At 52.0% G+C, this 21537-nt stretch carries 25 protein-coding genes; 9 read left to right on the top strand and 16 right to left on the bottom strand.

Annotated elements, in window-relative coordinates; genetic code table 11:
• Positions 1 to 21 precede the first annotated feature (21 nt).
• Complete coding sequence (locus ACZ5TN_RS01385) at positions 22 to 1179, top strand: RNA-guided endonuclease InsQ/TnpB family protein (RefSeq protein ID WP_464917442.1); 1158 nt, start codon at positions 22 to 24, stop codon at positions 1177 to 1179.
• 63 nt (positions 1180 to 1242) lie between these two features.
• Entirely contained in the window at positions 1243 to 2073 is an 831-nt protein-coding gene (locus ACZ5TN_RS01390; RefSeq protein ID WP_464916924.1) for a hypothetical protein, read from the top strand.
• Here ACZ5TN_RS01390 and ACZ5TN_RS01395 read toward each other — a convergent pair whose 3' ends face one another.
• A complete protein-coding gene (locus tag ACZ5TN_RS01395) occupies positions 2074 to 3339 on the bottom strand; it encodes a UbiD family decarboxylase (RefSeq protein WP_464916925.1) in 1266 nt (421 codons plus the stop codon).
• 70 nt (positions 3340 to 3409) lie between these two features.
• On the opposite strand from ACZ5TN_RS01395, the gene ACZ5TN_RS01400 reads away from it, so the two are divergent.
• Complete coding sequence (locus ACZ5TN_RS01400) at positions 3410 to 4795, top strand: DEAD/DEAH box helicase (RefSeq protein WP_464917443.1); 1386 nt, start codon at positions 3410 to 3412, stop codon at positions 4793 to 4795.
• On the opposite strand, the gene truA is transcribed toward ACZ5TN_RS01400, so the two are convergent.
• From truA to pheS, 6 genes are all read right to left on the bottom strand, one after another.
• Positions 4751 to 5554: a tRNA pseudouridine(38-40) synthase TruA gene (gene truA, locus ACZ5TN_RS01405; protein ID WP_464916926.1), complete on the bottom strand. Its 804-nt coding sequence runs from the start codon at positions 5552 to 5554 to the stop codon at positions 4751 to 4753. The two genes, ACZ5TN_RS01400 and truA, sit on opposite strands and share 45 nt — an antisense overlap.
• A 237-nt stretch (positions 5555 to 5791) precedes the next feature.
• The gene (gene pheT / locus ACZ5TN_RS01410; RefSeq protein ID WP_464917444.1) at positions 5792 to 7516 is read right to left on the bottom strand and encodes a phenylalanine--tRNA ligase subunit beta; all 1725 of its coding nucleotides are present in this window, start codon (positions 7514 to 7516) and stop codon (positions 5792 to 5794) included.
• A 5-nt stretch (positions 7517 to 7521) separates the two neighbouring features.
• Positions 7522 to 7926, bottom strand: a complete 405-nt coding sequence (locus ACZ5TN_RS01415) for a putative toxin-antitoxin system toxin component, PIN family (RefSeq protein WP_464916927.1) — start codon at positions 7924 to 7926, stop codon at positions 7522 to 7524.
• A gap of 2 nt (positions 7927 to 7928) precedes the next feature.
• Entirely contained in the window at positions 7929 to 8147 is a 219-nt protein-coding gene (locus ACZ5TN_RS01420) for a hypothetical protein (RefSeq protein ID WP_011249874.1), read from the bottom strand.
• Positions 8147 to 8383, bottom strand: a complete 237-nt coding sequence (locus tag ACZ5TN_RS01425) for a DUF2283 domain-containing protein (protein ID WP_011249873.1) — start codon at positions 8381 to 8383, stop codon at positions 8147 to 8149. The genes ACZ5TN_RS01420 and ACZ5TN_RS01425 overlap by 1 nt, the downstream gene beginning before the upstream one ends.
• An 11-nt stretch (positions 8384 to 8394) precedes the next feature.
• A complete protein-coding gene (gene pheS, locus ACZ5TN_RS01430; protein WP_464916928.1) occupies positions 8395 to 9900 on the bottom strand; it encodes a phenylalanine--tRNA ligase subunit alpha in 1506 nt (501 codons plus the stop codon).
• A 260-nt stretch (positions 9901 to 10160) separates the two neighbouring features.
• On the opposite strand from pheS, the gene ACZ5TN_RS01435 reads away from it, so the two are divergent.
• A complete protein-coding gene (locus tag ACZ5TN_RS01435) occupies positions 10161 to 10511 on the top strand; it encodes a hypothetical protein (RefSeq protein ID WP_367884250.1) in 351 nt (116 codons plus the stop codon).
• On the opposite strand, the gene ACZ5TN_RS01440 is transcribed toward ACZ5TN_RS01435, so the two are convergent.
• From ACZ5TN_RS01440 to tdh, 3 genes are all read right to left on the bottom strand, one after another.
• Positions 10508 to 10984, bottom strand: coding sequence for a PIN domain-containing protein (locus ACZ5TN_RS01440; protein ID WP_464916929.1), 477 nt, complete (start codon positions 10982 to 10984; stop codon positions 10508 to 10510). The genes ACZ5TN_RS01435 and ACZ5TN_RS01440 overlap by 4 nt on opposite strands.
• Entirely contained in the window at positions 10977 to 11225 is a 249-nt protein-coding gene (locus ACZ5TN_RS01445) for a UPF0175 family protein (protein WP_054839738.1), read from the bottom strand. The genes ACZ5TN_RS01440 and ACZ5TN_RS01445 overlap by 8 nt, the downstream gene beginning before the upstream one ends.
• Before the next feature lie 75 nt (positions 11226 to 11300).
• The gene (tdh, locus tag ACZ5TN_RS01450; RefSeq protein ID WP_464917445.1) at positions 11301 to 12353 is read right to left on the bottom strand and encodes an L-threonine 3-dehydrogenase; all 1053 of its coding nucleotides are present in this window, start codon (positions 12351 to 12353) and stop codon (positions 11301 to 11303) included.
• A 183-nt stretch (positions 12354 to 12536) separates the two neighbouring features.
• On the opposite strand from tdh, the gene ACZ5TN_RS01455 reads away from it, so the two are divergent.
• Together ACZ5TN_RS01455 and hmgA are read left to right on the top strand one after the other, a co-directional pair.
• Positions 12537 to 13283 carry a MinD/ParA family ATP-binding protein gene (locus tag ACZ5TN_RS01455; protein WP_011249866.1) on the top strand — a complete coding sequence of 249 codons (747 nt, stop codon included), beginning with the start codon at positions 12537 to 12539 and terminating at the stop codon, positions 13281 to 13283.
• A 15-nt stretch (positions 13284 to 13298) separates the two neighbouring features.
• Positions 13299 to 14525: a hydroxymethylglutaryl-CoA reductase (NADPH) gene (gene hmgA, locus ACZ5TN_RS01460; protein ID WP_011249865.1), complete on the top strand. Its 1227-nt coding sequence runs from the start codon at positions 13299 to 13301 to the stop codon at positions 14523 to 14525.
• Positions 14526 to 14609: 84 nt separating this feature from the next.
• Here hmgA and ACZ5TN_RS01465 read toward each other — a convergent pair whose 3' ends face one another.
• From ACZ5TN_RS01465 to gatD, 6 genes are all read right to left on the bottom strand, one after another.
• A complete protein-coding gene (locus tag ACZ5TN_RS01465) occupies positions 14610 to 15107 on the bottom strand; it encodes a hypothetical protein (protein WP_464916930.1) in 498 nt (165 codons plus the stop codon).
• Positions 15108 to 15288: 181 nt separating this feature from the next.
• Positions 15289 to 15795 carry a hypothetical protein gene (locus tag ACZ5TN_RS01470; RefSeq protein ID WP_464916931.1) on the bottom strand — a complete coding sequence of 169 codons (507 nt, stop codon included), beginning with the start codon at positions 15793 to 15795 and terminating at the stop codon, positions 15289 to 15291.
• A 37-nt stretch (positions 15796 to 15832) separates the two neighbouring features.
• Positions 15833 to 17722 (bottom strand): Glu-tRNA(Gln) amidotransferase subunit GatE, encoded by a 1890-nt coding sequence (gatE, locus tag ACZ5TN_RS01475; protein ID WP_464916932.1) that lies wholly within the window; start codon positions 17720 to 17722, stop codon positions 15833 to 15835.
• A complete protein-coding gene (locus ACZ5TN_RS01480; protein WP_464916933.1) occupies positions 17719 to 18192 on the bottom strand; it encodes a type II toxin-antitoxin system VapC family toxin in 474 nt (157 codons plus the stop codon). The genes gatE and ACZ5TN_RS01480 overlap by 4 nt, the downstream gene beginning before the upstream one ends.
• Positions 18158 to 18364: an antitoxin family protein gene (locus tag ACZ5TN_RS01485; protein WP_011249860.1), complete on the bottom strand. Its 207-nt coding sequence runs from the start codon at positions 18362 to 18364 to the stop codon at positions 18158 to 18160. The genes ACZ5TN_RS01480 and ACZ5TN_RS01485 overlap by 35 nt, the downstream gene beginning before the upstream one ends.
• Positions 18364 to 19686, bottom strand: a complete 1323-nt coding sequence (gene gatD / locus ACZ5TN_RS01490; RefSeq protein WP_464917446.1) for a Glu-tRNA(Gln) amidotransferase subunit GatD — start codon at positions 19684 to 19686, stop codon at positions 18364 to 18366. Before gatD ends, ACZ5TN_RS01485 begins: the two co-directional genes overlap by 1 nt.
• 88 nt (positions 19687 to 19774) lie before the next feature.
• On the opposite strand from gatD, the gene ACZ5TN_RS01495 reads away from it, so the two are divergent.
• From ACZ5TN_RS01495 to ACZ5TN_RS01505, 3 genes are read left to right on the top strand one after another with little or no spacing between them, the layout of a single operon-like run.
• Positions 19775 to 20395 carry a translin family protein gene (locus tag ACZ5TN_RS01495; protein ID WP_011249858.1) on the top strand — a complete coding sequence of 207 codons (621 nt, stop codon included), beginning with the start codon at positions 19775 to 19777 and terminating at the stop codon, positions 20393 to 20395.
• Positions 20388 to 20981, top strand: coding sequence for an endonuclease V (locus ACZ5TN_RS01500; protein ID WP_011249857.1), 594 nt, complete (start codon positions 20388 to 20390; stop codon positions 20979 to 20981). Before ACZ5TN_RS01495 ends, ACZ5TN_RS01500 begins: the two co-directional genes overlap by 8 nt.
• Positions 20971 to 21516 (top strand): hypothetical protein, encoded by a 546-nt coding sequence (locus ACZ5TN_RS01505; protein WP_143598676.1) that lies wholly within the window; start codon positions 20971 to 20973, stop codon positions 21514 to 21516. Before ACZ5TN_RS01500 ends, ACZ5TN_RS01505 begins: the two co-directional genes overlap by 11 nt.
• Positions 21517 to 21537: the final 21 nt, after the last annotated feature.

A 21537-nucleotide genomic window follows, 5' to 3' on the forward strand; every position in this document is an offset into this window, starting at 1 on the left:
TCAAAGGCACAGCAGGAAAAGATGCTCCAACATATGGAAGTCTGTCGCTGGCTCTACAATGAGTTATTGAGGGCAATACGGGAAAACCCCTCTCTCAGGAGAACCGACACCCAAAGGCTAATCGTTGAATTAAAGAAGGAAAATCCCGAACTCAAGGAGGTTTACTCCAAAGTTCTCCAAATGGTAAACCACCAGCTCTGGAACAACTTGACCGTTCTGAAGGCTCTAAAAAAGAACGGACATAAAGTTGGGAGGCTTAGATACAAGACCTCACCGAATAGCTGGAAGACGCTGAACTACAACCAAAGCGGTTTCAAGCTTGACGAGGAGAGGAAGAGACTACGTCTCTCTAAGGTTGGGGAAGTCCCCATAAAGCTCCATAGGAGAATCAAAGGTAAAATCAAGGGCGTAATAATTAAACGGACGAAGACTGGGAAGTGGTATGCTATTTTTCAGGCTGAGGAAGAACCAGAACCGCTACCCAAAACAGGTAGGGCAGTTGGAATTGATTTGGGAGTCGCTCATTTCGTCGTTGATAGCGACGGCAACGCTTTTGAAAACCCTCTGTTCCTTGAGAAATCCCTCGAGAGGATTAAGAAGATACAGAGAAGGCTCTCAAGGAAGCAAAAAGGTTCGAAGAACTGGGAGAGGGAGAGAATAAAATTAGCTAAGGCTTACGAGAAGCTAACGAACCAGCGAAATGATTTTCTCCATAAACTCGCTCTTTACTACGTTAGGAATTACGACATTATTGTCGTGGAAAACCTAAAACCAAAGAATATGGTTGGGAACGGTAATAAAAGTCTCAACCGTCGTTTGCTCGATTCTTCTCTCGGTGCTTTCATTAGGATACTCTCCGACAAGGCTGAGAGAGCTGGTCGGAGAGTTGTTTTCGTCGAGCCAGCCTACACTTCAAGGACTTGCTCCCGTTGTGGATTCGTTGTGGAGGAATTGCCTCTCCCGGAGAGGGTTTTTCGCCGTTCGAAGTGTGGGCTGGTGATGGATAGGGACTTGAACGCTTCCCTCAACATATTGAAGAGGGGTTTGGATGAAGGGTTGGGACGACCCGGATTGCCTGTGGAGGGAAGACCTCTACCCCGTGTCGTGCCTTATGAGGCCGTCATCACGGGGCAAGTCTTCCTTATGAAGCAGGAAGCCCCGCCCGAAAGGACGGGGTAGTTCACCTTTCGTGTTCTCCACAAAGCCTATAAGTGCCCCTTCCCCAGGCTGAGGGGTGGTATCATGAGACTGATCGTTAGAGGTAAGCACATCAGGGATTCCCTCGCCGCCGAACTGCGGAAGGAAGGGATAAAGTTTGAGGTCAGGGAGCGGCTCGGCTACGACGGTTTTATCGGCTACATGCTCACGGGCACCCTTGACGAGATCGAAAAGGCAATTGAAAGTATTGAGGGAGTTGATAGAGACGCTCTGCGAGAGGGCTTCATATCGTTTAGGGAAAGTGTGAGCCACATACTTGAGCACCTTAAAGTTGGGGAAGACGCCGAAAAGCTCCTAATGGAGGGAGCGTGGGTAGGAGATATCCTCGACCAGCTCCACAGGGCTGGAGTGCTTAACTATGACGGAAGGATCGTTAAGCTCAGGGAAGGCACTGATCCATCTTCCATAAGGTTCGAGTTTAAGTTCCCCTTCAACATCGTCCACAATCCTGAAGAGGCTGAAAAGGTAGCCAAGCAGTTTGTGTTTACAGACCTCCTTCCCGAGTATGAATTCGAGTTCTTGGAGCTGGACATAGCCAGGATCAACAAAATCGGCTCGATAGCGGGCAGGTACTTCCCGGAGGATGTTCTCCTCAAGGCTTACTTTGCCCTCATAAGCAGGGGCATCCTCGCGGAAGAAATCCTGAGGGTTCTAAAGGACGGAAAGATCCCTGAGGAAGAGCTCATCAAGAGCTTCATGAGGGCCGCTCCAATGGCGATACCAACGCCCAAGGGGACTCTTGTGATAAACTACTCCAAGGAGGCCATAGAAGAGACACTGAAACTCCTCAAGAAGCTCGGCTACATCGAAATAAAGGGTGGAAAAGTCAGGAAGATTAGGGAAATGGGGGAGTGATCACACCCTCGCCCTCTCAAACTCTTCTTTTCTGCCCAGAGGCTTCGTCGCGTCAATTCCCCACTTCGCCGTAAGTCCCTTCTCCGCTGAGGGGTCGAGTGAGCTTCCCCTCGCGTTCGGGACAATCACCAGATCCCTGTCCGGCTGGAAGCGGGTAGCGACCGCCCACTCGACTTCCCTGTCGTCGTAGATGTTTATGTCTTCATCGACCACTATAACCCTCTTCAGGCTCGGGTGGCCGGCGAAGGCCGCTAAAATTGCGTTCTTGCCGTCACCGTCGTGCTGTTTGGTTATCGAAACGACGGCGTGGAGCCACATTGCCCCGCCCTCGGTCAGCCTGACCCCGTGAACCTTCGGCACGACCCTCTTCACGCTCGCGTATATCTGCGGCTCTTTTGGAAGGCCCATCAGCATGTAGTGCTCATACCCACCGGAGAGTAGGGCGTGGAAGATGGGATCATCCACGTGGTACATCTTCTCAAACACTACCAGCGGCTGCCTCCTGACTATGTCGTACGTCCCTGTTATATCAACGAATGGCCCTTCATCGACGAGTTCTGGCGTTATTCTGGCCTCAAAGACGAACTCGCTCTCTACAGGGACTGGAATCCCGCCAAGTTCTATGACTTCGAGCGGCTTTTCAAAGGCAATCTCACTCATGGCCGATGCTATCTCCAGCTCGCTAACCCCATAGGCGGTGCTCACGGACCCTGCCAGAAGAAGGTGTACTGGGTTGCCAACCACTATCCTAACGTCGAGGTCTTCTCCCCTCTCGGCCTTCTCCTTCCACATCGAGTAGAGGTGCCTCGGAACGAGCCTTATGGCGGCGGTTTTCTCGTCACGCACCATCATCCTGTGGAAGGACACGTTGACAAAGCCGTTGTCATCCTTCGCTATGACCATCGCCGAGGTGAAGTACTGACCGCCGTCCCTTGGGTAGTACTTTGGAATCGGGAGCTTCTTGAGGGAGAAGTCCTTCGTCGAGTTCTTGAGAAAAGGTGCCTCTTTAACCTCTTTGTACTGCCTTGGGTTTTCCATTGCCTCCGCTATCAGGTGGATTAATTCCTCCCTCGTGGTGTTGAGGTAAGTGGCTATCCTCTCGCGGGTGCTCCAGATGTTTCCGGCAACCTTCCAGCCTTCCACGTCTTCAAACAGAACCGGCCTGTCAGGGTATTTTAGGAGGTAGCGGGTTATCTCCAGCTCTTTCTTTACCGGTTCTCTGATAACAACAAGGTCTTCAAACCGTGAGAGTATCTCCCTCAGCATGCTATCACCATACCAACTTCCAAAAGGTCTATAAATCCTTTTTCTAAACTTTCGGCGATTGGCCATGCCCATGGTTGTCCTGAGAATCCCAGATGGCTCAGCACTGGTGTACATAGAGAAAGCCGACCCGAGCGTCTACTTCAAAATCTACGACCTGCTCACCTACAAGAAGGACTACGGGAAGTGGGAGAAGCCCGAGAGCCTCTACGACCCCTACGAGAAGACGTTTCCCGTCGGGCTTCTGCCCCGGGTGAAGAAATTCCTCAACAGCAAGGGCTACCGCGTTAGGGTAAAGGACGAGAGGCAGATACGCGGCGAAAAGCTCAACTCCACCTGGAACGAGAAGTTCCAGATGAGGCGCTACCAGGGGAGGGCAGTCAAGAAGGCACTAAAGGAGAAAATGGGCGTTCTCGCCCTCCCGGTTGGGAGTGGAAAGACGATAGTCGGCCTCAGGATAATCCATGAGCTTGACCTCTCCGCTCTTATAGTCGTCCACACCAAGGAGCTCCTCTACCAGTGGGCGGAGAGAATTGAGGAGGTTCTCGGAATAAAGGCTGGCATCGTGGGGGACAACAAGTGGGAAGAGGGGCCCGTTACGGTTGCCATGATACAGACCCTCCTTTCGAGGGGAGTTGATAAACTCCGGAGGGACTATGCGATAGTCCTCTTCGATGAATGCCACAGGACTTCAGCAGCTGAAAAGTTCTACCAGCTCGGCATAAGCCTTCCCCAGGTCTACCGCTTCGGTCTCTCGGCAACTCCATGGAGGCGCGTTAGGGGGGAGGAGATCAAGATTGAGGCGGTAGTTGGGCCGATAATCTACGAGGTCAGGGCTGAAGACCTCATAAGGGAGGGCTTTTTGGCAAAGCCGAAGTTCGAGATAATAACCTACGAATCAAAGATGCCCTCCTTCAGCGAACGCTACAAGGAGCTTTACGAGGACATGATAATGAACAACGACGAGAGGAACAGGGCGATAGTGAAGAAGGCCATCGAGCTTGCCAGGAAGGGGCACAGAGTTCTCATAGACGTCAGGAGAATTGAGCACGGAAAGATTCTGAAGGAGATGCTGGAGAAAGAAGGTATTAAAGCCGAATTCCTCAGCTCGCAAAGCCCGAACCGCTGGGAGATACTGGAAGCGTTCAAGAGCGGCGAAATTCCAGTATTAATCTCGACCCTCCTAAAGGAAGGCGTTGACATACCGGAGATCTCTGCCATAATACTCGCCGGCGGCGGAAAGAGCGACATAATGACGATTCAGACGATAGGGCGTGCACTGAGGCCGAAGAAGGGAATGAAAGCCCTTATAGTTGACATCGAGGACGACGACCCACTCCTCTACACGCACTTCATAGAGCGCCAAAAGGCCCTCAAGCAGTACTATGGGAAGTACTACGACAAGGGAATGGAGTCAATATTCGAGGAGAAAGTCCCCAAAAAGCGCCGCTCTAGTTAAGGCTCTTGAATAGCGCTCAAAAATGTCTCTCCTGGCCTTTTTGATGCCCTTTTCATCACCTTCGAACCCGATCCCCGGGTACTCTATGTGCCACAGTACCAGCCCCTCAGGCGGCGCCGGCGGTATCTTCTTCCTGTACTCTCCAGCAAGCATCCTTTCAACTTCCTCAGCTTCGAGAAGGCCTAGCCCGCAGAAGCGGAGGGCATTTACAATTCTCCGCACCATCTCCCACAGGAAGCTTTTTCCCTGGACTTCAATCACAAGGTAGCCCTGCCTCTCGATGACCTCAACTCTCTCGACTTCTCTTATTGGGTCTCTGCCTGGTTCGAGCTTTGCAAAGGCCGAAAAGTCGTGCCTCCCAACGAAAAGGCTCGCACACTCTCTCATGGCACTGAGGTCGAAGCCCTCGTTCACTAGGTAGTAGCGATATGTCTTGAACTTTGCCCAGAAGCGCGGGTGAAAATCGTCGGGAACCTCGGCAATCCCGAGAACCCAGACGTCGCTTAAATGGTGGTTGAGGACTTCCGGGCGGGCGAGGTCTGGCCTCTCCGATGGAACGAAGGAGACCACATTGAAGAACGCGGATACCCCTCTGTCGGTTCTCGAAGCCCCCTTGAAGTCGTTTTTTTCAGGACTCTCAATTATCCCAAGCTTCTGAAGGACTTTTATTATCTCTCCCTCAACGGTTCTTACGCCTGGCTGGCGCTGGAAGCCGTAGAAGGCGCTCCCGTCGTAGGCCACCCTCAGTGCGAGCTTCATGGCATCCACTTTTCGGGAACGGTATAAAATGGTTTTCCTTGACACCCTGGCAGAGAACTTGATATTTGTAAACTTCAATCTGGAATGAATGACAGAAACATCTGGAAAAAGTTGATAAATACTGCCATACAGGTAGAACCGGCGATGAAAATGGTGAGGGATATCGAGATAATTACAAACCTTGAGAACTTTGAGATAATGAAGGCCATCTTCGAGAAAAGTTTGGAAAGGGAGAAATCATAGATAGGGCTCCGTGTAGAGCGGAGCAAGGAACAGCTCGAAGGCCGCAACGGGCATCTCAATTCCCCAGTTCTCTAAGACGGCCGGGTGTATCTCCCCTATAACTCCTATCGTCTCCCCGTTAACAATGATCTTACCAACTCTGCCCGGAATGAAGCTCGGGTGTTCTGCCTCTTCAAGCTCGTACTCGAAGCCGAGGTGACGCATAACGCCCTCGAGGATTTCTTTTGCCTCTGTGAAGGTCACGCGCGGATGAGCTAAAGCCACTGCCAGCTTGCTCTCGCTGACCGTCTTAGTCTCCCTGCTCTCGTCTATGAGCGTAGCCTTTCCGACCTCGAACAACTTTTGAGGATACTCCTCGTGGGTGTTCTGGCTCAGGAAGTCGAGCAAACTCGGAATGAGCCAGTTCCTCAAAGCTGACCACTTCGGGCTTATCGGGTTCTCTATTTCCACGAGCTCAGCGGGCGGGTGGTTGAAGTAGTCCCGGCACTCCTCCTGGTGCTCCCCGCAGGGGAGATTCATCCTGTCGTACTGGGCCTCCCTGTTCGTCAGGTTGAACGTCATGACCTCCTGTAAGCCAAAGCCGACCATGAGCTCCCTAACGGCGTCCTCGAACTCGATGAACTTGTCGCCCCTTCCCTGGACTGCCAGCTTCGGCTCCTCGGGTTCAATCTCATTGTAGCCGTAGGCGATAAGGACATCCTCAAGAACGTCCCTCGCGTGCATTATGTCGTCGCGGAAGGCCGGATAGCGGAGCTTTGCCTTCCCGTCCTCAAGCTCCACTTCGTACATCATCCTCTCAAGGAGCTCCTTGATTTCCTCATCGCTCAGCTCAAGGCCGGCTAATTTTCTGATGTAGTCGAGCTCGACCTCGAACTCCTTCGGCGTTAGGTCTGGAGTCTCTATCTCGAAGTCTGGATAAACTACTTTCACGCTCTTTATCTTTCCGCCGCGCTCAGCGAGAGCTGTGACGACGACGTTGAGGGCAAGCATGACTTTATTCAAGTCCCAGCCGGTTATATCAACGAAGACGTTTTTGGTCTCGGTTGTCACCCTTCCAGTTGTCTCGGAGTTGATTACCGGCGGCATCGAGAGGACTTTGCCCTCACTGTCCACGAGGAGAGGATAGTAGGGCTTGTCCTTTATCAGGTGTCCGTATTCCCTTCCCTTCTCGTGCTTCTCAAGGATTTCCTCAAGCGTCATCTCCTCGTCGTAGCCGAGGGGAACGAACTTCTCGGTCTTCTCAGCGGCGCGGTAGTATATCGGCGGCTTGACCTTGTCGAAGTCGAAGATGCCTATCGCTACCTCCCTTCTCCTCCTTCCGAAGGTGAGCGCGACCTTCTCCTGCAGGTTGATCATCTGCCTCAGGGCCTCTTCATCGATGTTCAGGCCCTCAACGATTGCATAGACACCGTAGGGCCTGATGTCCTTCAGCTTCTCATCAACGTAAACGACGACGTCGCTCTTCTCGACCTCGTACTTCGGCAGGCCCTTCTGGAAGCCCAGGGCGAAGCGCACCTGCCTCGCTATGCCCTCGGCACTCCAGAGGTCGGGCCTGTTGGTGTCCTTTGAGTCGGCCTTAAAGTAGATTTCACCGTTCTCCTCCCAGACGTCGTCTAATTCACATTTGGCATAGAGGAAGAGGTCTTCCCACTCCTCGACGCTGAACTCTTTCCCGACGAGCCTCTCAAGGTCGCGCTTTGAAACGTCGAACTTCGGCATGAGCATCACCTCAGCACATCGTTCAGAGGAATTGCCTCATATTCGCCAGCGTGGGCGAGCAAATCCTTATCGTTGGTTATTATCGGAAGCCTTAGCGAGAGTGCGAGTGCAACGAAAGGAGTATCCTTTTCGTCAAACTCCCTGCATATTCTGTAGGCCTCGTTTATAAAACCACGGTACTCAGAAAGCGGGTGAAAGATAATCCTTCCCAGGAGCTCTTCCCTGAAGTGAGCTAGCTCGGGCTCAGTTATTCCCCTCTTTTTAGCTTTTTTCTCGATGATACCCCAGTATTTCTCAAGCTCCTTTAGCATGTAATCTGGGGCATGTAGAGGTATTTCAGTCGTGAGCAAGAACTCTCTCAGCTTCGAGTTTTTGGGAATGAGGGCTGAGATTATGACGTTGGTATCCACGATCACTCCAGCCCTAATTCTTTCTTGAACTCCTGCCAAGCCTCATCCCTCGCTTTCTCTATTGCCTCAATGTCCTTCTCGTCTATCCCAAGCCTCCGCGCGATGTCTTCAATGAACTCTATCCTCGCCCTCTCAGCTTCAATCGCCCGCTTAACTTGGAGCTCCACAAATTCCTTTCTCACACCTTCCGGAATCTGAACAACGATTTTGGGCACGGCCATCACCCCTGGCTTTCAACGGCCTTTCCTTCTTCTTTAACCCTTTCAATGAACTTGAGGAACTCTGGGAGAACGAGCTCTCTCGCGCGCCATATCTCTATACCCACGACCTCACCGTTCTCGTCGAGGTCCATAACAACGTCTCCTTTCATGTCAGCGTCCACGGGCTTCTTTGGTGAGAGCTGGATGTACAGGATGTCAACGTTTGGGTCGTACTTCACAATTATCTCCTCACTCATAACTCAATCCCTCACCACACCAGCCTCGCTTCCCTCAACCAGCGCAGGTCGTAGCTGAAGAGGTAACGGATGTCGTCTATTCCGAGCTTGAACATAGCTAACCTGTCGATACCTATTCCCCATGCTATAACTGGAACGTCTATGCCTAGGGCCTTCGTCATCTCCTCCCTGAATATTCCAGCGCCTCCAAACTCTACCCAGCCGAGCTCAGGGTGGTAGGCGCTCATCTGGACGCTCGGCTCGGTGAACGGGTAGTAGTCTGGAAGGAACTTGACTTTCTTCGCTCCGGCTATTTCAACGGCGAAGCGCTTGAGTATTCCGAGGAGATGTCTGAAGTTGAGGTCTTCACCGACGACGAAACCGTCTATCTGGTTGAACTCTATGAGGTGAGTTCTGTCGAGGACATCGGGCCTGAAAACGCGCTGTATTGTGAAGTACTTGCCCGGTATCTCAACGCCCTTCGCGAGCTGTCTGGCGTCGAGTGCGGTTCCATGGGCGCGGGGCATCAGGAGCATCGCCCTCTCCGGCGACCAGACGTAACCCCAGCCTCTAGAGCCGGTATCGCCGCCGTGCTCGTGAGCAGCTTTAACCCTTGCGACAAGCTCCTCGTCCGGCAGGGAGCCGATCTTCGGGTACTTGAGCTGGTAGGTGTCTGTCCACTCCCTCGCCGGGTGGTTCTGCGGCTGGAAGAGCGCGTCGAAGTTCCAGAACTGGGTCTCTATGAGGCTGTCAACGGTCATCTCGATGAATCCCATCTCTATGAGCCTTCTCCTTATCTTGTCGAGGAAGGCCCTGTAGGGCTGCTTCTTGCCAGGATAAATCCTCCTCACGGGGGCTTTTATGTCGAACTTCCTGAACTCCACTTCCCTCCACTTGCCGGACTTTATGAGTTCTGGCGTGAGAACTGAGACCTCTTTCTTGAGCTCAAGGCCCTTCTTAACGAGCTCCCCTCCCTTCTCGGTTATCTCGGCTACTCTCTCGGTGATGATGTCTTCTTCGCCGATCTTTCTTCTCTTCAGTTCTTTTACCGGTACGAGCTTTTCGATTTCCTTAACCGGAACTTCGCCTCTCTCGGCGAGGAGCTTTAAGGCTTTATCAATAGGCCTTTCCGAAGCTTCTCTTCCCTTCTCGGTTATCTCAAGGACGAGCTTTCCTTCTTCCTTCCTCACGTTTGCCCAGCCTTCCCTCCTGAGAAGACCAACGATGGGCTTCAGCTCGTCCTCGCTGAGAACGTCTTTGAGGTCGTCGAGTGTTGCCTTTCTCCCCTCTCGGAGAACCTTCAAAGCCCTCCACTCAGGAAGGCCGATTTGAGCGTACTTCTTTCCGGTCTCGGTGAGTTTGACAACCCTTTCGCTCTTCTCATGGAGCTTCGCGAGTCCCTTCGCCTGAAGGCCGAGAAGGGCGCGCATCACAGCGACCTGTTCGAGACCGCTCTCTTTAACGAGCTCATCAACCTTAGCCCTCTTGAGCTCCGCGAGCTTAATGAGTGTGAGCTTTTCTTGGTAGCTTAACTCCATACTGCCACCTCCCCGTGTGAGTGAGAGGGAGAACTTAAGAGAATTGCGGTTGGGAAGTGCTGGAAGAAACCTGACAAATTCGTCCATATTCTATTCCCCAGTATTATACCCTCCAGTAGGAGGGAAATGGCCTACTACTATCCAAATCGATTCGATAATAAAACGGGAGACTACGTGGGAGCAGCTTTTCTTGTGTTGGGCTTTTTGTTTTGTTCTTTACTGGCCACGGAGGCCAAGTTAACCCAGACGGGATAGGATTGATGCTAGCAGGACTGCTCCTCTGGATAGCGATAGACAGTTACCACAAAATAGAAGGCGCAGAGTACATAGTTACTCATTATTCTGGTGAAGATGCAATCAAAGAAGCCATGGAACTTGCAAAAGATGCACGCAATACCTCAATAGAAACGTGGGCACTATTGGGTGGGTTCTGTTTCGCAGTAACGTTCTTCATTGGAGGGTTTCTTGGGATCTCCGCTGTCGGACTCGGCAACCTTGCCAACTTCATAATGATATTCATCGCCCACAGCCGCTACAATGAGCTGAGGAAAGCCCTTCTCCTTCTCCAAGTTACAGAGAAGGGAAACGCCGAGATAGCCGTTAAACTCTAAAGCTCTCCCGCCTCTTTCAAAATTCTTTCATAAAACTCCTCACTTAACCAGAATCCGGTGGCTTTCAGCCTTTCGAGTTCTTTCCTCAGGCTCTCGATTTTTCCCTGGAGCTTCGCCCTAAGGAGAATACCAATGGTTCCAACAACCTTAAGCCCCAAAGCCCTCGCAACTTCCCGTCCATCGTAGTCGTCGATCAGAATCAGCTCAGCGTTCCTTTCGATGGCAAGAACAATCGCCTCGCTCTCCCCCTCATCCAGTTCAAGCATTAATGCACGCTTCAGCTTCTCGTCCGGTATCTTCTCGACTTTGATCCACTTTGCGTTTTTAATGGCCAGGGCGTCTTCTGAGTCTCCTCCTTCAAGGACGCACTCTCTATAGACGGCCTCAGGGATAATTATTTCTCCAAAGAACTCCCGAAGAAGTTCAAGCCTGCCTACCTTTGCCAGATGGATTAAGGGCGTTGAGTCACTCACCACGGGCAAAGGCAACGTCCTCCTCTAGTTCCCTCTCTGTGTAGTGCCTTGGAACCTTTCTCTTGGCCAGTTCCTCAAGGAACTCCCTCTTTGTCATTCCAGCGAGCTTGGCGGCTTTTCCAAGCGGGAGAATGCCCCTTTGGTAGAGAATAACAGCAAGGTCAACTCTCAGTTCCCTCTCAACTTCTCCACGCGGGAGCTTCATGGCAGTGATTATGTCGTCAGGGATTACTATCTCCATACTCTCACCGTGGGAAGTTAGCATCTCAGTATTTAAACCCTTTCTGAAAAATTGAAAAGAAGAATATCAAGCCACTCATCCCTTGTGCGGGAAGAAGACGACCTTTCCAGTCTTTCCAGCGCGCATAAGCTCGAAGGCTTCCTCGAACTCCTCGAAGCCCTTGTACTTGTGGGTGATTATCGGGTCGAGGTTCAGCTTGCCGCTCTGGATAAGGCTTGAGACGGTGTACCAGGTTTCCCAGAGGTGCCTTCCGGTTATGCCGTGGACTTCAAGGGCCTTGAAGATCATGAGGTTGTTGAAGTCTATCGTGACCTCCCTCGGGAAGAGGCCGAGGAGTGAGACGCGTCCTCCGGGTGTTACTGCCTTGAGACCCTGCTCAAGGGCCTTCGGTGCACCACTGAACTCGAGGAAAACTTCAACGCCCGCTCCGTCGGTTATGTCCATAACGAACTTAACGGGGTCTTCCTCGAAGGGGTTAACGACGTAGTCAGCACCGACCTTCTTGGCGAGCTTCCTCCTGTACTCGCTCGGCTCGCTGACGATGACCGGATAAGCGCCGCTTGCCTTGGCAACTGCTATGCCGAGAAGACCGAGCGGTCCAGCACCTGTTATGAGGGTGCTCCTTCCAGCAATCGGGCCTGCGAGAACGGTATCGACGGCGTTTCCGAGCGGCTCCTGAAGGGCCGCGTACTCCGGCGGCATGTCCTTCGGGTTCTTCCAGGCGTTCTTGGCCGGGACTATCGCGTAGTGGGCGAAGACACCGTCCATATCAACTCCGAATATCTTGGTGTTCTGGCAGACGTGATAGCGGTTGTGCTTGCACGCGTAGCACTTGCCACAGACGATATGAGTTTCAACGCTGATGTAATCTCCAACCTGGAGATCCTCAACGCCGGGACCGACCTCGACGACCTCTCCGGCAACCTCGTGACCCATTATCTGGGGCGGCTTTATCCTGCTCTGCGCCCACTCGTTCCACTCGTAGATATGGAGGTCTGTACCGCAGATGCTCGTTGCGAGAACCTTGATGAGGACTTCTCCCGGCCCGGGCTTTGGAACGTCAACTTCCACAAGTTCGGCGCCGTACGCCGGCTTAGTTTTCATAATAGCCTGCATTTTCTCGGCCATAGCGATCATCTCCTTAACCTTACAATCACAGTCTAAACAGCTTGGGATATAAACCTTTTGTGTTCATGCGTTCAAGGTTATTCTTCAGGGGACATATGTGTGTAAAATTCCGAGGATTATCCAGAGAGAAAATCGGAAACCTTATATCCCCCAAACTGCACACTAATGGCTAGAGGGATAGAGATGGCAGTGATCGTCGTGACAGGACGAGGTGGGGCTGGAAAAACAACGACAACGGCAAACCTAAGTTCACACCTCGCCATGAAAGAGTACCGTGTTCTGGCGATTGACGGAGACCTTTATTTACCAAACTTGGGTTTCCATTTTGGCCTGGATGCTGTGAAGTACTCCGTGCACACCCTTATGAAGAATCCTGATATAGACCCGGAATGGGCAATATACAAGCACAGAGAGACCGGCGTATATGTAATGCCCGGAAGCACCCAGCTTCAGGATGTTTTGGGAATATCTCCAAGGAAGCTCGTGGATGTTATAGACAAAGTCCGTTACAAGTTTGGAGTGGTCTTCGTGGACTCCCCAACGGGGGTGCCCTTTGATACGCTCCCGACTTTTCAGCTGGCCAATTACCAGATCATAGTGGTGGAAATAGAGCGTTCTCCGATATACTCCTTCGAAGTCATGGTCAAAAATGAGATTGAAAAGCTCAAGGCGTTGGGAGAGAGGTACAACCTCAACATTGGGGTAGTTCTCAACAAAGTCCGTGAAAGTGAGGATGTGGTTGATGAGATTATAAACGCCATTGAAACTGACCTCGATGTTCCCGTGTTGGGGTGGGTACCTTTTGATCCCAATGTTCCCGCATCTGTAAACGCTGGTATTCCGATAGTTAAATACATGCCAAACAGTGATGCGGCAATAGCCTTTAGGGAGATTGGTGATGTTCTTGAGGAATGGATTTTTGGCGAATAACTTGGGGGTGTTGAAATGAACTTTGAAGAGCTTGTTGAGAAGGTAGCAAGCGGTGAAATTAAGCTCCACCAGGTCGAGAAGTACACGAACGGCGATAAAAAGCTCGCGACTGAAATAAGAAGAAAAGCCCTTGAGAAAAAGCTCGGAATAAAGCTTGAGAACATCGGGCACTACTCAATAGATCCCAACCAGGTCATAGGAAAGAACATTGAGAACATGATCGGCGTCGTCCAGATACCCATGGGCGTTGCTGGGCCGCTTAAAATCAACGGCGAGTACGCGAAAGGAGAGTTTTACATTCCTCTCGCCACAACTGAGGGCGCACTCGTTGCGAGCGTGAACCGCGGCTGTTCTGCCTTGACCGCTGCGGGAGGCGTTAAGACAACCCTAATAGACGACAAGATGACGCGCGCGCCACTCCTCAAGTGTCCCGACGCGAGGAGGGCTAGAGAAGTTGCTGAGTGGGTGAAGAACAACCTTGACTACCTCCAGGAGAAGGCGGTCTCAAAGGTCACCAGGCACGGGAAGCTGAGGGGTGTTAGGCCATTCATCGTGGGCAACAACCTCTATTTACGCTTTGAGTTCGAGACCGGCGATGCAATGGGAATGAACATGGTCACGATAGCGAGCGAGGAGATAATGAAGGTCATCGAGGAGGAATTCCCCGACGTGAAGTATCTTGCACTCTCCGGCAACCTCTGCGTTGACAAGAAGCCCAACGCGATGAACTTCATCAACGGGAGGGGCAAGACCGTCATTGCCGAGGCCGTGATTCCTCGGAAGATCGTCGAGGAGAAGCTGAAGACAACGCCTGAACTCATAGCCGAGGTGAACTACCGCAAGAACCTCGTTGGTTCAGCGCAGGCCGGCTCGTACGGTTTCAACGCCCACTTCGGAAACATCGTCGGCGCGATATTCCTCGCCACAGGTCAAGACGAGGCCCAGATAACAGAAGGCTCACACGGGATAACCCTCGCCGAAGTAACGCCAGAGGGCGACCTCTACATCAGCATCACCATGCCGAGCCTTGAGATTGGGACAGTTGGCGGAGGTACAAGAGTCCCCACGCAGAGGGAGGCTCTCTCGATTATGGGCGTTGCCGGAGGTGGAGACCCACCGGGAACGAACGCCAAGAAGTTCGCGGAGATAGTCGCTGGAGCAGTCCTCGCTGGCGAGCTTTCCCTGCTGGCGGCGATAGCGGCGAAGCACCTGGCAAAGGCCCATAAGGAGCTTGGACGTTAGGTTTTCTCTTCTTGGTTTGTCTTTGTCCTCACAATTTTAACTATTTTAACGCTCTTCTTTTCAAAGGGATCGTGGGAGAGTACCTCAATGCCTCTGAAGTAGAGGAGCGCGAAGGGGGTAGTCAATTGCAAGATATATCAGAAGAGTGAGAGCAAGAAGGAGGATGGACTGGAGAAAGTAGTTCTTAGTGTTAAGGAGGGATGAAAAAAGGAGACTGCCCAGGAAGCTTATTGCGAAGTTTATCCCAGAACGATGTCTGTATCTCTTTCCGCGGATTCTCTTCTTCCCGATCACCCTGAGAAGGACTTGAAGGGCTTCCCTGCTATTCACATTGAAGAAGAGGGTAAACTCAGGTTCAAGTTCCCCACCGGGCTTAATCGGGGTCTGGAGGGAGGCCAGGTAAAACATCCTGCTCAGTCCATCGATTAGTTCGATTATTTCAATTGTTTTTCCCGAGTAGAGCCTGTCCGAATAAGAGGCGAGAGTTTCGGGGTCGGGTTCAAGGAGCCCCACGAACTCAACTCCAGCCGCTTTGAAAATCGCCTCAAGCTTTGAGGCACAGGTTGAAAGAACATCACACATAATCTGCGCGTACATCACGTATTTTTTGGGCTTCCACAGGGAAAGGCCTATACGAGATTTTTCACTGACTCCATCAAGCTGAATACTACTCGGGATTTTAAAAGCATTGTGTCCCAAACGAAAAAGCTAAACCTAAAAACTTCTCAGTGGAGGCTTAAACGGGGATGATGAGCAGTTTCCCTCACTCCGATCTGTGACGAGGAGCCGATGCTCTGACCCTCTTCTTCTGGTATCCCTTCAAGATACTACCAAAAACGCTGAGGAAAACGCCGATGAAGAGGAGCAGGTTGTTTATCTCGGAGAGTGCGTGATAGTAGTAGCCGACGTAGAACAGAACGGCTATTCCCACCAGAACCAAAGCACCTCCCAGGACAGATTTTCTTGAATCCCCACCAACTATATCTTCAGCGACCTTTCCCAGACCTTTCTCCCTCTGAACCAGGAACTCGTAGGCTTCTCTGCACGGGAGTCCATCGATCTTACCAGGAACCACGTAAACAACTGAATAATCGCCTGAATTAGCCTTCAGAACGGTTATTACCTCTGAAGTCTGAGCGACCTGAAGGAGAGCATCGGTAAGAGTCTGGGCGTCAGGTTCGAAAAGTTTGAGGTAGCCCTTTATGTCGAGACCTCGTGGCTGGTCGTCCGTTATGCAGTAGAAGACAGTGAACCTGGCTTTCATTTTCACTCACAAAAGATGATAGGAGAAAAAGGACTTAAAAACTTCAGCCCGATATTTCCTGGATCTTCTTTCTGACGAGGGAGCTGACGAGCTTTCCGTCCGCCCTTCCGCGGAGCTTCGCCATTGCCCTTCCCATTATCATGCCCATAGCACCCATGCCCTTGGCCTTGATCACCTCGATGTTCTGCTGGATAACTTCGTCGATTATCCTCTCGACCTCTTCCTCGCTGAGGAGCGTCAGCCCCTTCTCTTCAGCCACCTGCTTTGCAGTCTTCTCCGGGTGAAGTGCCAGCTCCTTGAATATCTCCTCAAAGGCCTCCTTGGCTATCTTCCCTTCGAGGTAGAGCTGGAAGGCCTCCATGATGTGCCCGTCGGTAATGTTTTCGATCGGGACTTCCTTCTTGAGGCCCTTAAGGACGACGACGAGTATTGAAGCCGCCAGGGAGGGTTTAACTCCCTTCTCCACCAGCTCCTCGAAGAGCTCATCCCTTTCGTCGTTTACAAGGGTCTCGGCTAAGCTCCTGTCTATCTTGTACTCCTTGACGTAGCGCTCTACCCTCTCCTGCGGGAGCTCGGGCAGGTTGGCCCTTATTCTCTCTTTCTCCTCCGGCGGCAGGAATATAGAGGGTATGTCAGTTTCTGGGTACATTCTGGCCTTTCCTGGAAGCGGGCGCATATATTGTGTATTGCCGTCTGGTAAGGCCCTTCTCGTCTCCTCAGGAACGCCTTCGATGGCTTCCCTCGCCCTCTTGATGACTTCGCGGAGCGCGTTCTTGGCTGTCTCTTCCTCGGCCGCGACGAGAACGAACGCGTCCTCCTCTCCGAGACCAAGTTTTTCAATAACCGCATTAACCTCTAATTCTGTAATTCCATAATTAGGTAATTCATCGATGTGGAAGATGCCCCTCACGTACTTCTTGGCCCTGTCGGCCATCTCCGTTCCGAGCCTTCTTCCAGGCTGAATCTCTTTCCCGATTAACCCGCGGAACTTGGGGAGCTTTACAGCTAAGACTTTCCCGCCGCTTTTTATCGTCCGCGCGATTATCTTCGAGCCGGTGTTCTGGAAGATCTCCGTCACGTCGTAGAACTCCTCCTTGATGTCCTCAGGCTTAACGCCCCTCCTCTTCAGCTCGTCCCTTATCCTGATCAGGTTCAGCTGCCTCTCGACTTCCCTCTCTATGATGAGCGGTATCATGTCAAGCTCCTGGACACCCTTTATCTCGACCCTTGCGCCACCCCTGATCGAGACGTTGAGGTCCTGCCTGATGGTTCCGAGACCGCGCTTGACCTTTCTCGTGGCCCTTAGGGCGTCTCCTATATACTTGGCAACAACCTTAGCCTGCTCTGGGTGGTGTATGTCCGGGGTTGTGCTTATCTCGACCAGCGGGATTCCAAGGCGGTCGATGCGGTAGATTACCTCTTTCTCCTTCCTCTCGACGATACGGCAGGCATCCTCCTCAAGGCACACTGTAGGGATTCCAACGCTTCCCCAGGGGGTATCTACCTTCCCGTTCACGGCAACTATCGCCGTCCTCTGGAAGCCGGAGACGTTGGAACCATCTATGACTATCTTCCTCATGAAGTGAACCTCATCAACGGGCTTGGCGTTGAGGAGGTAGCCTATCTGGAGTGCAACCTCAAGGGCCTCCCTGTCGGGCCCCCTCGGCGGCTCCTCGTCCATGTAAACGAGGTCGGTAAGCTTATAATTGCCCTCGTAGATGTACTTCCTGCCCTTCTTGAACTCTTCCAGAGCAGCAGGGTCAATCTCCCCCAGCTCGCTCATCGTGGGCCTCAATCTTCTTTCAAAGGTGAAGTCAACCTCGTCGCTGAGCTCGCTCGGGACGGGTGAGAACAGCTTCTTGGTGTCGAGCTGTCTGTGTATCTCAAGACCGACCTTGAGGCCGAGCTCCTCGTAGTTGAACTTGTCTGTCATCTCAACACCTCCAGGTGAGTTCTCAAAAAGTCATCATCAAGGGTCACAATTTTGGATATTCCATAAACATCACAGACAGCAAGAATCATAGCATCGTTAGGTAGGAGCCTGTACTCCCTTCTGAGCTTTCTGCTCCTTCTGATGACTTCTTCATTCTCCCCCAGGAATTCAAGTAGGCCAGCTTCTGAAAGCTCATAGAGAAGTTCATCAAATTTTTCGACGATCTCATAAAGTTCTGGGTTCTTTTTCAGCTCTTTTTTCAGGGCGTAGACACCTTTCTTCCCAGTTTTTGATGTAAAGTAGTGACCGATTATCACGAAAGAGACCTCTGAATAGATGGTTGGCGTTATGCATAGGGTGAAATCCTCGCTGACTCTGTCAAGAAGTTCAATGACGTCGCTGTTCCCGCTCAGGACTTCCACCCAGATGTTGCTGTCAATCACCACGCGCTCTCTCTTCGATGTACTCATAGTACTCTGCCTCCCAGTCGTACTCGCTCTTCTTCAGGACTCCCGAGTACTTCTTCAAAATCGGGCCGGCTTTTCTTATCACTACCTCTACCTCGATGCCCTCAGGTAGTTCCACCTTTTCAAGAGGCTTGAACACCCCGTTCCGGTAAACGGCCTTAATACCCAACCTCATCACCTCAGGAATGTGTCAAACCTCGTGTAGGGCGTTATCTCGCCGGCGTAGTTGGTCAGCATCATTCTCCTAACTTCTTTGAGATCGTCCGTATGCCCGAGAACCCAGCCAAGCTTGACGTAGGCAGTTTCCGGAAGCATGTCCTCACACGGTATAACGCCAGCCTTTAGGAGCCTCCTTCCAGTTGAGTAGACGTTGAGGTTCACCCTCCCGTAGAGGCACTGGCTCGTCATGCATACCGCCACACTGTTCTCAACGGCCCTCTCAATTGCGGGTATCATGTCGTTTGGCGTGTGGCCGAGGCCTGTTCCCTCGATGACGATTCCCTTGTAGCCCCTATCAACAAGGAACTCAAGGAGCTCGCTGGTTACACCTGGATAGATCTTGAGTATCGCAACCTTCTCCTCGAATTTGTCGTCAACCTCTACCTCACCCTCGCCCCTCTTCCTGTAGTCGTCCCTTAGGTACTCGATCTTTCCGTCTGGCCAGACCTTGGCAATAGGAACGTCGTTGATACTCCTGAATGTGTCTCTCCTGCTCGTGTGCATCTTCCTGACCTTGGTTCCACGGTGGGCGAGGCAGTAGGTGTCGCTGGTCTCTCCATGCATGACCACCATAACCTCAGCAGCGTCACTAACTGCCATCCTCGTGGCGCAGATGAGGTTCATCGCCGCATCGCTGCTCGGCCTGTCGGAACTCCTCTGGGAGCCCACGAGAACTACGGGCTTTGTGAGGTTCCTCAGCATGAAGCTGAGTGCAGCTGCAGTATAGCCCATAGTGTCCGTTCCGTGGGCAATGACGACTCCGTCCTCATCGGAGTTGAGAGCCTTCGCGGCCTCGTGGGCGATCTTTTTCCAGTACTCGGGCTTCATGTCCTCGCTCATTATATTGAAAAGGAGCTTTGGCGTTATGTTGGCTATATCGAAGATCTCCGGGACTGCCTTCGCCAGCTCCTCGGCAGTAAAGGCGGCGTGAACCGCGCCGGTCTTGTAGTCTATCCTGCTTGCTATTGTTCCACCCGTTCCTAAAATGGTAACGCTTGGGAGGCCCTCTTTCCTCGGCAGGACTTCCCTGAACTCCATCTTGGGGGCTTCCTTCGCCTTCTCAAGGATTTCGATGCTTTCTATCGCGTCTATCAGGATGCCGATGTTGTAGCCGTTGTCGAGCTTAATTGTGAGTGTCTCTCCTGGAGAAAGCTCGTAGGGCGGCATAACAAGGCCCTCGAAGGTTATCCTCTCGTCTCCTTCCCTCTTGACGACCCTGACGAGGTCCCCCACACCGAGGCCGTGCCTTTCCATGAATTCATCGACCTTTCTCTTCATTCCCATCCCCTGCCAAAGTTTATCAAACACTATAAAACGCTTGTGAATTGACTTTTAAGGAGTTTCGCGTACACAAAGTGGTGGTCATATGGAGCTGAAAGAGATAATTGATGGCATAAGGAGAACCTTAGACGAGGCTGATTCCGCAAGGGAAGAGGCTCTAAGGCTAACGCGAGAGGTTGTCAGGCTGAGCGGCGATGCCGTGAAGGCCATCCACAGAAACGACCTTGAGACTGCAAGGCAGAGGCTCAAAAGTGCCCAGCAGCTCGTGGAGATGATCAGGGAGAGTCTCAAGCCTTACCCGATGCTGTACTACTCCGGCTACGTCCAGAGCGCCCACCAGGAATTCGTCGAGGCGACCCTTCTCCTGGCCTACAGGGAAGGAAGGGAGTTCCCATCCCCCTGGGATCTAGGTGTTCCAGAGGCTGACTATCTCCTGGGCCTTGGAGATTTCGTAGGCGAACTGAGAAGGCACTTCCTGCTCCTGCTCATCGATGGCAAGGTTGAGGAAGCTGAAGAAGTTTACCGCTTCATGGAGGAGCTGTACGGCGAGCTTATGACGCTTGAGTACCCCAAAGGCCTCGTAAACATCAGGACGAAGCAGGATCAGGCGCGGCACATTCTGGAGAGAACCCTTGAGGACCTCACGAGGGCCAAGCTGAACAAAAGGCTTGAAGAGAAGCTGAAAGCGGCGGTTGGGGATGAGTGAGGGACTCTTCAAAAAGCTGGAGGAAGTTCAGAGGAAGTTGGCCGAAAGGATAGTTGAAAGGCCGCTGGAAGTCTCGAAGATTAAAACCGTAGGGGCAGTTGACGTCTCTTATCGAGATGAAAGAGCAAGAGCTGCCTTCGTCCTCTGCTCTTTTCCAGACTGCGAACTGCTGAAACAAAGGGTTGTTGAAGTTGATGTGAGCTTTCCGTACATCCCAACTTTCTTTTTCCTCCGGGAGACAAGGCCGGTTCTCATTGCCCTCGGGAAGGAGAGACCAGACGTACTCCTCGTGGAAGGACACGGGAGGGCCCATCCAAGGGGATATGGGTTGGCCTCGCACATCGGCCTTGTTCTGGGAATTCCGACGATTGGAATTTCAAAGCGGTTGTTGAGGGGCACTCCAGAGGGTTCATGGGTGAAGGTGGGTAAGGCCTACGTCAGTGTTGGACACCTCATTGACCTGCCCTCGGCGGTTGAAGTAGTTAAGACTTTAAACAAAAATGGCTATCCGCTACCGCTGAGAATTGCGGACAGGCTTTCAAGGGGCCATACTAGCTGGAGTGGGGGAGTAAATGATGAACACTAAGAGGGTTCAGAGGTTCATAACGGGCTCAGGAATGGGGACTCTGGTTTCGTTCGTTATCATTGTCACTCAGTATCAAGAATCAGTATCGCCCAGGATATCCCTTACGACCATACTAATCGGGATGATCGTCGTTGGAACTCTTTTTGAGACTAAGGTATCCAAGGACTTCTTGTCGGCTCCGATATCCTACATCTCAGGCATTGGAGCGGTGTTTCTGGTAGCGGCCTTGAGCTATTGGAATAAGGATATTCCCGGAAGCGCCCTTCTCCTGGTTGTGGCGGTTTCATCACTCCCGACATACTTTTTCCGACCATTATCACTTCTGGATGCTTTTATTTCGGGTCCAGAGTACTTCGGTGGTGCAATAACAGGACTCGCCATTGTTGGCGCAATGGGTCTCATTACAGCTGAGAACGCATTTGGCATAACTTTTGTTGCAATAACAGGTGCGCTCGTTGTGGAAGGAATTTCAGTTTTCCTCGCCATAATATCCCGCGAGTTTACTGGGAGGAAAAAGCAGGAAAAGATACGGTAATAATCGTGGACTGCATTCCAC

It is taken from the genome of Thermococcus sp. JCM 11816 (genome assembly GCF_055396515.1).

What these genes read in the sequence shown, in the direction of transcription:
- ACZ5TN_RS01385 (WP_464917442.1), top strand. Translation starts at nt 22, where the DNA reads ATGCTCCAACATATGGAAGTCTGTCGCTGGCTCTACAATGAGTTATTG.
- ACZ5TN_RS01390 (WP_464916924.1), top strand. Translation starts at nt 1,243, where the DNA reads ATGAGACTGATCGTTAGAGGTAAGCACATCAGGGATTCCCTCGCCGCC.
- ACZ5TN_RS01395 (WP_464916925.1), bottom strand. Translation starts at nt 3,339, where the DNA reads ATGCTGAGGGAGATACTCTCACGGTTTGAAGACCTTGTTGTTATCAGA.
- ACZ5TN_RS01400 (WP_464917443.1), top strand. Translation starts at nt 3,410, where the DNA reads ATGGTTGTCCTGAGAATCCCAGATGGCTCAGCACTGGTGTACATAGAG.
- truA (WP_464916926.1), bottom strand. Translation starts at nt 5,554, where the DNA reads ATGAAGCTCGCACTGAGGGTGGCCTACGACGGGAGCGCCTTCTACGGC.
- pheT (WP_464917444.1), bottom strand. Translation starts at nt 7,516, where the DNA reads ATGCCGAAGTTCGACGTTTCAAAGCGCGACCTTGAGAGGCTCGTCGGG.
- ACZ5TN_RS01420 (WP_011249874.1), bottom strand. Translation starts at nt 8,147, where the DNA reads ATGGCCGTGCCCAAAATCGTTGTTCAGATTCCGGAAGGTGTGAGAAAG.
- ACZ5TN_RS01425 (WP_011249873.1), bottom strand. Translation starts at nt 8,383, where the DNA reads ATGAGTGAGGAGATAATTGTGAAGTACGACCCAAACGTTGACATCCTG.
- pheS (WP_464916928.1), bottom strand. Translation starts at nt 9,900, where the DNA reads ATGGAGTTAAGCTACCAAGAAAAGCTCACACTCATTAAGCTCGCGGAG.
- ACZ5TN_RS01435 (WP_367884250.1), top strand. Translation starts at nt 10,161, where the DNA reads ATGCTAGCAGGACTGCTCCTCTGGATAGCGATAGACAGTTACCACAAA.
- ACZ5TN_RS01445 (WP_054839738.1), bottom strand. Translation starts at nt 11,225, where the DNA reads ATGGAGATAGTAATCCCTGACGACATAATCACTGCCATGAAGCTCCCG.
- tdh (WP_464917445.1), bottom strand. Translation starts at nt 12,353, where the DNA reads ATGGCCGAGAAAATGCAGGCTATTATGAAAACTAAGCCGGCGTACGGC.
- ACZ5TN_RS01455 (WP_011249866.1), top strand. Translation starts at nt 12,537, where the DNA reads ATGGCAGTGATCGTCGTGACAGGACGAGGTGGGGCTGGAAAAACAACG.
- hmgA (WP_011249865.1), top strand. Translation starts at nt 13,299, where the DNA reads ATGAACTTTGAAGAGCTTGTTGAGAAGGTAGCAAGCGGTGAAATTAAG.
- ACZ5TN_RS01465 (WP_464916930.1), bottom strand. Translation starts at nt 15,107, where the DNA reads ATGTGTGATGTTCTTTCAACCTGTGCCTCAAAGCTTGAGGCGATTTTC.
- gatE (WP_464916932.1), bottom strand. Translation starts at nt 17,722, where the DNA reads ATGACAGACAAGTTCAACTACGAGGAGCTCGGCCTCAAGGTCGGTCTT.
- ACZ5TN_RS01480 (WP_464916933.1), bottom strand. Translation starts at nt 18,192, where the DNA reads ATGAGTACATCGAAGAGAGAGCGCGTGGTGATTGACAGCAACATCTGG.
- ACZ5TN_RS01485 (WP_011249860.1), bottom strand. Translation starts at nt 18,364, where the DNA reads ATGAGGTTGGGTATTAAGGCCGTTTACCGGAACGGGGTGTTCAAGCCT.
- gatD (WP_464917446.1), bottom strand. Translation starts at nt 19,686, where the DNA reads ATGAAGAGAAAGGTCGATGAATTCATGGAAAGGCACGGCCTCGGTGTG.
- ACZ5TN_RS01495 (WP_011249858.1), top strand. Translation starts at nt 19,775, where the DNA reads ATGGAGCTGAAAGAGATAATTGATGGCATAAGGAGAACCTTAGACGAG.
- ACZ5TN_RS01500 (WP_011249857.1), top strand. Translation starts at nt 20,388, where the DNA reads ATGAGTGAGGGACTCTTCAAAAAGCTGGAGGAAGTTCAGAGGAAGTTG.
- ACZ5TN_RS01505 (WP_143598676.1), top strand. Translation starts at nt 20,971, where the DNA reads ATGAACACTAAGAGGGTTCAGAGGTTCATAACGGGCTCAGGAATGGGG.